At 39.2% G+C, this 9,793-nt stretch carries 10 protein-coding genes and 1 pseudogene; 8 read left to right on the top strand and 3 right to left on the bottom strand.

The window, feature by feature from the left end:
- Positions 1-21 precede the first annotated feature (21 nt).
- Complete coding sequence (locus PCY71_RS13405) at positions 22-207, top strand: transposase (RefSeq protein WP_301412755.1); 186 nt, start codon at positions 22-24, stop codon at positions 205-207.
- A gap of 353 nt (positions 208-560) precedes the next feature.
- Here the strand turns inward: PCY71_RS13405 and PCY71_RS13400 are convergent, their stop codons facing one another.
- Both PCY71_RS13400 and PCY71_RS13395 read right to left on the bottom strand, forming a co-directional pair.
- Positions 561-860 carry a DUF1827 family protein gene (locus tag PCY71_RS13400; RefSeq protein WP_003068181.1) on the bottom strand — a complete coding sequence of 100 codons (300 nt, stop codon included), beginning with the start codon at positions 858-860 and terminating at the stop codon, positions 561-563.
- 64 nt (positions 861-924) lie between these two features.
- Positions 925-1,374, bottom strand: coding sequence for an NUDIX hydrolase (locus PCY71_RS13395; protein WP_003068183.1), 450 nt, complete (start codon positions 1,372-1,374; stop codon positions 925-927).
- Between the two features lie 156 nt (positions 1,375-1,530).
- Here PCY71_RS13395 and PCY71_RS14985 point away from each other — a divergent pair.
- A pseudogene (locus PCY71_RS14985) lies at positions 1,531-2,423 on the top strand (helix-turn-helix transcriptional regulator).
- Positions 2,424-2,482: 59 nt separating this feature from the next.
- The gene (locus PCY71_RS13375) at positions 2,483-3,088 is read left to right on the top strand and encodes a GyrI-like domain-containing protein (RefSeq protein ID WP_301412751.1); all 606 of its coding nucleotides are present in this window, start codon (positions 2,483-2,485) and stop codon (positions 3,086-3,088) included.
- Positions 3,089-3,134: 46 nt separating this feature from the next.
- On the opposite strand, the gene PCY71_RS13370 is transcribed toward PCY71_RS13375, so the two are convergent.
- On the bottom strand, positions 3,135-5,414 hold the full coding sequence (locus tag PCY71_RS13370; RefSeq protein ID WP_301412750.1) for an ATP-dependent Clp protease ATP-binding subunit: 2,280 nt from the start codon (positions 5,412-5,414) through the stop codon (positions 3,135-3,137).
- 238 nt (positions 5,415-5,652) lie between these two features.
- Here PCY71_RS13370 and PCY71_RS13365 point away from each other — a divergent pair, with 238 nt between their 5' ends.
- The 5 genes from PCY71_RS13365 (at position 5,653) to PCY71_RS13345 (ending at position 9,427) form a co-directional block, all read left to right on the top strand.
- Positions 5,653-5,883 carry a DUF1797 family protein gene (locus PCY71_RS13365; RefSeq protein WP_006267994.1) on the top strand — a complete coding sequence of 77 codons (231 nt, stop codon included), beginning with the start codon at positions 5,653-5,655 and terminating at the stop codon, positions 5,881-5,883.
- Between the two features lie 167 nt (positions 5,884-6,050).
- Complete coding sequence (locus PCY71_RS13360) at positions 6,051-6,527, top strand: FeoA family protein (protein ID WP_006269767.1); 477 nt, start codon at positions 6,051-6,053, stop codon at positions 6,525-6,527.
- Positions 6,524-8,668: a ferrous iron transport protein B gene (feoB, locus tag PCY71_RS13355; RefSeq protein ID WP_301412749.1), complete on the top strand. Its 2,145-nt coding sequence runs from the start codon at positions 6,524-6,526 to the stop codon at positions 8,666-8,668. Before PCY71_RS13360 ends, feoB begins: the two co-directional genes overlap by 4 nt.
- 8 nt (positions 8,669-8,676) lie before the next feature.
- The gene (locus tag PCY71_RS13350; protein WP_003023693.1) at positions 8,677-8,811 is read left to right on the top strand and encodes a FeoB-associated Cys-rich membrane protein; all 135 of its coding nucleotides are present in this window, start codon (positions 8,677-8,679) and stop codon (positions 8,809-8,811) included.
- 73 nt (positions 8,812-8,884) lie between these two features.
- Complete coding sequence (locus PCY71_RS13345) at positions 8,885-9,427, top strand: ClbS/DfsB family four-helix bundle protein (RefSeq protein WP_003036027.1); 543 nt, start codon at positions 8,885-8,887, stop codon at positions 9,425-9,427.
- Positions 9,428-9,793 lie beyond the last annotated feature (366 nt).

The following is a 9,793-nucleotide window of genomic DNA, read 5'->3' as shown; positions in this document are numbered from 1 at the left end:
TGATATTCAGGTAGCAGAAGAATTGCTGGAGACTGTGTCCCTTATTCTCGCGTTTTAGGAGATTTGGGATACCTAAGTAAAGAGTTGAAAGAACGCTTGGAGGCAAAGGGGATTCATCTTTGGACGCTGCTTTTTAAAAATATGGAGAGCGCCGATAAGCATAACAATCCAGCAATTTTAGCCATCCGAGAAACTATTGAAACTTGAATCTTTGTTCTAAATGCAATGTTTGACATTGAGCACCCGATTGTTAGGTCTTTAGCAGAATGGCAATTGGAGATTGAACAGGTTTTTTTAGCCTACCATTTAGAATTTTTTATCAACTAGCAACGCGAGTATCTATTGTTTCTTTTGTTGTTTTTCTAGCTATATTTACTTGTATATACTCTGCTTTAATTATTTATCTCGTAGCACGTTATGGAAGTAAAAGATTTAAGTTATAGTTAGAGAAAAGCGGTTTGGTGAAATAAAAATCGTCTTAAAAGTTAGATTTTTCTATCTAACTTTTGGGGTGATTTCTTAAGCGCGAAATGCAAGATAAAAAATAAGCCCTCGTGGGCTTATTTTGTTGGAATAGAAATTTCAATCAAGTTAGTAGAGTAGAGTGTTTTAATTCGAGATGCATCAATCAATTTTGTATCAATTTTTCGTTTTAGGAAAAATTCTCGAATTTTTTCAACTTCTTGTTCGCGAATAGCGCGGTGTTTATTTGAAATCAGGATTTCATAATGAAGTGGAGCCTGCGTAAAAACAACATCTGTATTTCCAGCAGAAAAAGTTTCAACTAAAGTGGCATCTGTGCTTTCTAACTGGCTTTGGACAAGATTCGCGTGGCTATTGGTTGTATTGATAAGCTTCATAATGATTTCCTCCTATATGCTAACCCTATTATAGCACTTTTCCATAAGAAATGTGAACAATTTCTCAGACTTTATGACTCTTTTTCCACATTTCAATTCCCCATTTATGGCTTCCGCGTTTTAGTTTGGAAATAGCTTCTTCGATTGGAAACCAAGCAAGCTGGTTAAAATCCTCTAAAGGTGCTTGTGATTGCTCATAATGGCTCACTTCGTAAATGTAGGCAGGATTGTAAAAGTGGGTATCACGATGGCGAGAGTAGAAGTATTCATCTGCTTGTCCGTAATATTGCTCGATTTCAGCTGTGAAGCCAAGTTCTTCAATCAATTCGCGTTCAAGTGCGGTTCGATGGTTTTCACCTTCTTCGATTTCACCACCTGGTAAAAACCAGGCTCCATTTGGTGCTTGCACTAAGATGATTTTTTCTTTTTTAGCATCTGGAATAACTGCGTAAACACCATAGCGATTTACATATTGAACGCTTTCTTTCTTTTCTCCAAAAGTTGCGACTGTCATATTTGTTCCTCTTTTGTGACTAGTTTACTATTATCATAAAGGATGAAGTGATTACTGTCAAGGGTTTAATAAGATTTCTTTTTGTTCAATCACTTGGTATTAAAACGAGACAAGATTTGGCAAGTTATAGTGGTATAATTATAGAGAGGTGAGAACATGACTCAAGGAAGATTACTAGGTATCATTTATTATCTACTGGGGAATGGGCATGCTACAGCACCAGCATTGGCTGAGAAGTTTGAGGTGTCGATTCGTACTATTTATCGTGATGTGGATCGGTTAAGCAGTGTAGGTATCCCTATTTATTGTAATCCGGGGAAAGGCGGTGGTATTTTTTTACTGGATTCATTTGTACTGGATAAAAGTTTACTATCGGCTCAGGAGCAAGAAGAATTGCTTTTATCTGTACAAGGCTTATAAACTTTACGAGAGGAACATCAAGTATTAGAAAAGCTGCAGGCTTTGTTTCAAATAAAAATGGATAATTGGCTACAAATTGATTTTACAGATTGGCGTGGGCAAAAATACCATCAAGAAACGTTTGAGCAGATTAAGAGAGGAATCTTTCAGAGGCGGCTTCTTCAATTTGACTACTTGAATCAACAGGGTGAAGAGATGAGCAGATGGGTTGAGTCTATGCAATTGATTTTTAAAAGTCAAGATTGGTATTTATATGGATTTTGTCGGAAAAACAGGATTTTCGGTTATTCAAACTAAGTCGAGTCAATCACTGCCAGCTATCAACTGAAATATTTGACAGAGAGTTAAGACAAGCTGACTTTCAAAGTAAAGAAAGCCAACAGGAAACAATTCGGCTACAATTGAAATTTGAAAAACATCAAGCTTTTCGTGTCTATGAAGAATTTTCTGGTTTGATTTCGACAGATGTGGTAGGAAATTTACTTGTAGAAGCAGAATTTCCGAATCATGACAGTCTTTATGCTTATCTTTTATCCTTTTTGGATGGAGTGGAAGTGTTAGAACCGCCTGAAGTGCGACAGAAATTAGCAAAAAAATTAAATGAAATTTCCCAAAAATATAAAAGTTGACAGAAACTGACAAGTTTACTTTGTTATGCTGATGATAGAAAAATGAAAGGGGTAAATAAATGAAATATGAATGGAGAAAGGCTGAAAAAGCTATATATGGTGTAAAGGCAAGTCCGACGCTAGTGACGGTTCCGGAGCAGGCTTTCATTATGATTGACGGAGCAGGCAATCCAAATAGCTCTGATTTCTCTGAGCGGGTTTCGGCTCTGTACTCTCTTGCTTATGCAGTTAAAATGGATTATAAAAAATCCAATCCAGAGCTAGAAGTGACAGATTTTACAGTCTATCCGCTGGAAGGGATTTGGTGGCAAAAAGAAGCAGAAGTTTTAGTAAAAGATGACTTGGTTTATACCATTATGATTGCACAGCCGGAGTTTATTACCAGAGAAATGGTTGAAAAAGCTCTTGCAAAAGTAAAAGTGAAAAAACCAAATTTACACTATGATGAAATTCGCTTTGAACGAATGGATGAAGGAAATAGTATTGCAATGCTTCATGTAGGAACTTTTGATGATGAACCGCAAGCTTTTGCGAAAATGGATGCTTTCTGTCAAGAAAATGGGTTAAAACGTTGTACGTCATATCATCGTGAAATTTATTTGAACAATAAAAATCGAACAGCTCCCCAGAAGTTGAAGACAATTTTGAGATATAGAGTTCAGTAACGAAAAATTACTCCCTAGAGAAACTTCTAAGGAGTGATTTTCATAGTCAGTTAGCAGTGTCGTCTGCTGTTGTTTTAATTTCTTTTTCGGTCTCGTTTTCAGACTTTTTGGACGACTTGATAACAATCTTGCTATTGCTCGTCATGACAGCTTTGAGCTCTTTTTCGCTTGGATGTTCAAGATAGTAGTCGGTGATAGCATCCTCGATGTGATCTTGGATTGTTCGGCGAAGTGGACGAGCTCCCATTTTTGGATCATAACCAAGATTAACTAATTTTTCCTTGACTTTGTTTGTTACGTCTAGGTGAATACCATTTACAGCTAAGCGTTTATTCACATCTTCAAGCATCAAATCTACGATTTGTAGGAGATTTTCCTTGCTAAGAGATTTGAACTCAATAATACCATCGAAACGGTTCATAAATTCTGGACTGAAGAAGTTCCCTAATTCACCGATAACAGAATTGGTACGTCCTTCACGCGCTGCACCGAATCCGACGTTTGCTTCGACTTTTCCAGTACCGGCGTTGGAAGTCATAATGATAATCGTATCTTTGAAACTGACTGTCCGACCTTGTCCATCTGTCAGACGTCCGTCATCCAGTACTTGCAAGAACATATGCATGACATCTGGGTGAGCTTTTTCTATTTCATCAAGTAAAATGAGAGAATAAGGATTACGACGTACACGTTCTGTTAATTGTCCAGCTTCTTCGTAGCCAACGTAACCTGGAGGCGCTCCGACGAGTTTTGCTACGCTATGTTTTTCCATATACTCACTCATATCAAAACGAATCATGCTGTCAGCTGAACCAAAGAGCTCAATCGCTAGTTGTTTAGAAAGTTCTGTTTTGCCGACACCGGTTGGTCCAACAAAAAGGAAAGAACCAATTGGTCGGTCTGGTGTACCTAGTCCAACTCGATTACGGCGAATGGCCTTCGCAATTTTATCAACAGCATCATCTTGCCCAATGACATGAGCTTTCAAATCATCAGCCAGACTAATCAATTGTGATTGTTCCTTTTCTTTCAAGTCGCCAACTGGAATATTTGTCTTTTGCTCAATGATATGTTCAATGGTTTTTTCACTGATAAGAGGCGTATCTTGATCAGCCATTTTATTTTGCTGCATTTCTTTGTATTTGGCAATTTGGTCACGGAAATAAGCAGCTTTTTCAAAATCCTCATCACGAGTAGCTTGTGCCTTGAGGTTTTCGGCTTCTACCAATCGTTGATCAATGACTTTTGGATCGACAAAGTTAAGTGTCAGATTCATCTTAGAGCCTGCTTCATCTAGCAAGTCAATGGCCTTATCAGGCAAGAAGCGATCTTGGATATAACGATTGGACAAGACAGCTGCTGCTTCAATGGCATCGTCTGTGTATTTGACGTGGTGATAGTCTTCGTATTTCTTTTGAATACCTTTGAGGATAGTGATCGTTTCTTCAACTGTTGGTTCATCAACTTTTACAGGCTGCATACGGCGTTCCAGTGCAGCATCTTTTTCGATAATCCGGTATTCATTGAGAGTTGTGGCACCGACTAATTGGAGTTCACCGCGAGCAAGTGCTGGTTTTAGGATGTTTCCAGCATCCATATTTCCATCACCAGCAGAACCAGCTCCAACAATTTCGTGAATTTCATCAATGAATAATATAACATCTTGTCGAGAGCGAATTTCGTTCATGAGTTTTTGCATTCGTTCTTCAAATTGACCACGGATACCAGTCCCTTGAACCAAACTAACGACATCTAAACGAATGACTTCTTTGCCTTGGAGTTTATGTGGAACATCTCCATCTACAATTTTCTGAGCTAAGCCTTCGACAACTGCTGTTTTACCGACACCGGGCTCTCCGATGAGGACAGGATTGTTCTTCGTTCTACGATTGAGGATTTCAATGACGCGCACAATTTCTTCGTCACGACCAATTACAGGGTCAATCTCGCCCCGCCGAGCAAATTCAGTTACATTGATACCAAATTCTTCTAGGAGGCCTTTGGGTTGTTGTGGTACTTGTTGGCGCGTGCTGCCACCTTGATTGGAACCATAGCCTCCGTTACCGTATCCGCCACCTGATTGAGTAGGAGGGGTCTGCGGTTCTTGATGATTTTGAAAATTCCCTAGATTGCTAAAGAAATCATCAAAAGGGTCTAAATTATTTTGATTGTTCATATTGGTCATGCCACGAAATAAGGCATTATTTGGATCTGTTTTCATGATTTGATAACAATTTTGACAGAGGTCAACTTGGTGTTGTTTTCCATTCACATTTGTGTAAAGGTGAATAGTTGATTCGTTTATTTTACAATTTTGACAAAGCATGTGCTACCTCTTTCTTTTAAAATTTGCTCGACGGAAATCAATTGGTCAATAATAGTCAAACTTCTTATTTTCATTATAGCAGTATTCTAAAACATTGCAAGAATAAAGTGTTAAAAGATAGAATTTTATATTTGAGCATTTCATTTTGTGTTAAATTTACCAAAAATGGGTCTTTTGCTGGTATTTCATCTTTCATTTGTGGTAAAATAGTAACGTATAAATGAATAGGAGAAGGAAAATGGAATCACATTTAGTAAGAATTATCAATCGTTTAGATGCTATGACAAAAGATGGCGGCAATTTGAAACGTAATTTTGAACGTGACGGGGTTGTTGTAGCAGAAGTAACTTATAGCTATGACGAAGAAAATGGCTCAGTATTCACTCTTCGCGATGTTGCAGCGCGTGAAACCTATACTTTTGATAGCATTGATTTGATTGCAATGGAAATCTATGAATTGTTATATTAAATTTGTTAGTCTCTAATAAATATGTCCTCTAGGCATCTGCTTAGGGGATATTTATTTTGCAATAATTTTTGCTTATCTATCTTAGAATTGTCAGAAATTCTTAGAAAAAAGTGGTATACTAATGATGGTAGTAAGCATATTTCTTGACAAAATAAAAAGGAGAGAGTATGGATTTATCTCAAATAAAATTAGTAACAGAATATGAAATTGTCGGAATCGATCTAGAGGAAGCGAGTGTCCGTCATTTAGCTGATCTAGGGATTAAGATAGGCAGTTTTATTCAAGTCATTTCAAAAACAAACGACACAGCTATTCTCTTAGTTCGAGCTGCGAGGATTGCCTTGGATAATTCTATTTTGAAAAAACTGGATGTTGTGCCAAAGGGCAGTAGCAAATCTTCTCTTCCTTTATCTGAGTTGGCTATTGGAGATTCGGCATACATCGAAGCAATTCATGCAGATGGTGCTTTAAAACGACGGTTGATGGACATGGGGTTGACCAAAAACACAAACGTTCAATTGCAAAAAGTTGCACCGTTGGGTGATCCACTTGAGATTAAGCTTAGGGGCTATGACTTGACCTTAAGAAAGTCGGAGGCTAGCTTGATTAGTGTGGTGAAAGGTGAAAAGGAAGCAAAACAATGAAAGAATTAGCGCTTGCGGGAAATCCGAATAGTGGAAAGACTAGTTTGTTTAACCTATTAACTGGTAGTAGCCAGCATGTGGGAAATTGGCCTGGTGTCACTGTCGAGAAGAAAAGTGGTCTGTTTAGCAAAAACAAAAAAATTATTATCCAAGACCTACCGGGAATTTACTCGTTGTCGCCTTATACTTCTGAAGAAGTGGTTAGTAGAAATTATCTTTTAAGCGATAATGCAGACGGGATTTTGGATGTAGTTGACGCAACCAATTTGGAACGAAATCTATACTTGAGCTTGCAATTGATTGAGACAGGAATTCCGGTTGTGCTGGCTTTAAATATGAGCGATGTCGTTGAAAAACAAGGGAAATGGATCGATACGACTAAATTAAGTTATCAGCTAGGTGTACCAGTCGTTGCGACTAGTGCTTTGAAAAAAACAGGGATTGACCAAGTTATGCGGCAGGCCTTGCGAGAAATGAAGCGCACGGATGAAACGCTCTATCCTGTTTACGACAGTCATTTTGAAGCGGCTTTGTCAGAAATTATCCGCATTTTAGGAAATGCAGTGCCTCAAAAACAGGCTCGTTTTTATGCCATTAAGCTTTTTGAACGCGATAAAGAATTATCCGAACAGCTGGTGTTGTCTGATTTCCAAAAAGCGGAGATTGAAGATGCGATTAGGATTACGGAGGAAATCTACACTGAAGACGCAGAGACCATTGTTGTTAATGCGCGCTATGAGTTTATTGAGTCAGCAGTCAAAATGGTGCTGCAAGCCGATGTTACTAAATTAAGTTTGTCAGACAAGATTGACCGTATTGTGACCAATCGTTATTTAGCTTTACCAATCTTTGCGCTTGTTATGTGGTTGGTGTATTTCCTCTCTATTCAAACGATTGGAACGATGGGAACGGATTGGACAAACGACATCCTCTTTGGAGAATGGATTCCGAACGGTATCAAATCACTGCTGGAACACTTAGCAGTATCTGATTGGCTTCAATCTTTGATTGTTGATGGGATTGTTGCAGGTTGTGGGGCTGTCTTGGGCTTTGTTCCGCAGATTTTCGTCTTATTTGTTTGCTTGGGAATTTTGGAAGACATTGGTTATATGAGCCGGATTGCCTTTGTTATGGATCGGCTGTTTAGACGCTTTGGCTTATCTGGGAAATCTTTTATTCCTATGCTGATTTCTACGGGATGTGGTGTTCCTGGCGTTATGGCGAGTAGAACTATTGAAAATGAACGTGACCGTAGGATTACGATTATGACAACAACATTTATGCCTTGCTCCGCCAAATTACCAATTATTTCTTTGATTGCTGGAGCGTTCTTCCCTAATAATCCTTGGATTGTACCAAGTGCTTATTTTGTCGGAATGGGAGCGATTGTCTTATCAGGGATTGCTTTGAAAAAGACAGCGAGTCTCGGTGGAGCAGTAGCGCCCTTTATCATGGAGCTGCCGAGTTACCACCTGCCACAAGTCAAAACGGTTTTGCGCTATGCTGGTCAAAAGGCTTTGAGCTTCATTAAGCGTGCTGGAACGATTATCTTTGTGACTAATATATTCATTTGGTTTGCTAGTTCCTATAACTTTGGCTTGCAGGCGGTTGAGACGGAAGATAGTATCTTAGCGGCATTAGGAAAGGGGCTAGCTTGGATCTTTAGCCCTCTTGGCTTTGGCAATTGGCGAGCAACGGTTGCGGCTATTACGGGATTGTTGGCTAAGGAAACGGTGATTTCTACTTTTGGAATCTTGTATAAAGTGACAGACGCGACAGAGACCACCAAAGAGTTGTGGACCAATCTCCAACAGCATTATACGGCACTTTCCGCCTACTCATTCCTTGTCTTTAATCTGCTCTGCGCTCCTTGTTTTGCAGCGATTGGTGCGATTCATCGGGAAATGGGCAATGCCAAGTGGACGTGGATTGCTATTTCATTCCAAACTCTACTGGCTTATAATGTCAGCCTTGTGATTTACCAGTTTGGTCAAGTTTTGCTGTACGGAAAAGGAATATCTCCAGTGACTGTCTTTGCTCTGCTCGTTGTGGCAGCGGGTCTCTATTTCATCTTTAGAAAACCGCGCAAAGAAACAGTAGAGGTTATCACTTTAGATAGTCTGACACATCAAACAGTATAGGAGAAATTATGTCCACGATTATTGTATTTATCATCATTTTAGTTTTAGCAGGTGCAGCTATGCACCATATCATCAAAGGAAAAGGACGCTGTGGCGATTGTGACTGTCAATGTGAAATCAAAGAAAAAATGAGACAAAAATAAAGAGAAAACTAAAAATATGACAGAGGTTGTCAGGTTATTTGTTATATGATTTATTAAAAAAGGAGAACACAACATGGTAAGACCTACTAGCAAGACTGAGTTGATTAGTGCAGCAACACAGCAATATGCAAAGCTACAGTCATTGATTTCCCGATTAACAGAAGAAGAGTTGAATACCACATTTGATTTTTCAAAAGATGAGAAACGGAAAGAAGCTCATTGGAAGAGAGATAAAAATCTTAGAGATGTTCTCATTCATCTTTATGAGTGGCAACAATTACTTCTCAATTGGGTGTATTCCAATCAAAATGGTGTCGAAAAATCGTTTTTGCCAGCACCTTATAATTGGAGAAGCTATGGTGAGATGAATGTGGCATTTTGGCAAAAACATCAACAGACACCGCTAGAAAAAGCAATCAAGTTGCTTCATCAATCACAGGAAAAAGTGCTAACCCTGGCTGAAACCTTTACAAATGAAGAGCTGTTTTCAAAGAGCGTTTATAAATGGGTTGGTGGGAGTACTCTTGGCTCCTACTTTGTCAGCTGCACATCCAGTCACTACGACTGGGCTATGAAGAAGCTGAAAGCACATCAAAAGAACTGTAAAAATCAGTAAACAATCAGTATGGTTGGGAGCAAAAATACAAACAACAATGCTCAAGCGAGCCAAATCCACAGTAGCTCATCTCGTCCGCTGGGCTGACGGAGCCAATCAAAACAGTTTCATCCTGCTCGCCGGGCTGACGGAGCAAACCAAAAGTAGTTCATCTCGTCCGCCGGGTTGACGTGGTAAACTAAAAGTAGTTCATCTCGTCCGCCGGGCTGACGGAGCCAATCAAAACAGTTTCATCCTGCTCGCCGGGCTGATGGAGCAAACCAAAAGTAGTTCATCTCGTCCGCCGGGTCGACGTGGTAAACTAAAAGTCATTTATCTTTTCGACTAGGTCGACAGATCCAATCCAAAGCGGTTCATTTTATCGAC

The organism is Streptococcus sp. SN3 (genome assembly GCF_030439905.1).
Note: the sequence above shows the minus strand (reverse complement) of the source record. Positions and strands in the feature narration are given on the sequence as shown.

Excerpts from the sequence above, each read along its gene's own strand:
- PCY71_RS13400 (WP_003068181.1), bottom strand. The coding sequence starts at position 860 with ATGAAGCTTATCAATACAACCAATAGCCACGCGAATCTTGTCCAAAGC.
- PCY71_RS13395 (WP_003068183.1), bottom strand. The coding sequence starts at position 1,374 with ATGACAGTCGCAACTTTTGGAGAAAAGAAAGAAAGCGTTCAATATGTA.
- PCY71_RS13375 (WP_301412751.1), top strand. The coding sequence starts at position 2,483 with ATGAAATATGAATGGAGAAAGGCTGAAAAAGCTATATATGGTGTAAAG.
- PCY71_RS13370 (WP_301412750.1), bottom strand. The coding sequence starts at position 5,414 with ATGCTTTGTCAAAATTGTAAAATAAACGAATCAACTATTCACCTTTAC.
- PCY71_RS13365 (WP_006267994.1), top strand. The coding sequence starts at position 5,653 with ATGGAATCACATTTAGTAAGAATTATCAATCGTTTAGATGCTATGACA.
- PCY71_RS13360 (WP_006269767.1), top strand. The coding sequence starts at position 6,051 with ATGGATTTATCTCAAATAAAATTAGTAACAGAATATGAAATTGTCGGA.
- feoB (WP_301412749.1), top strand. The coding sequence starts at position 6,524 with ATGAAAGAATTAGCGCTTGCGGGAAATCCGAATAGTGGAAAGACTAGT.
- PCY71_RS13350 (WP_003023693.1), top strand. The coding sequence starts at position 8,677 with ATGTCCACGATTATTGTATTTATCATCATTTTAGTTTTAGCAGGTGCA.
- PCY71_RS13345 (WP_003036027.1), top strand. The coding sequence starts at position 8,885 with ATGGTAAGACCTACTAGCAAGACTGAGTTGATTAGTGCAGCAACACAG.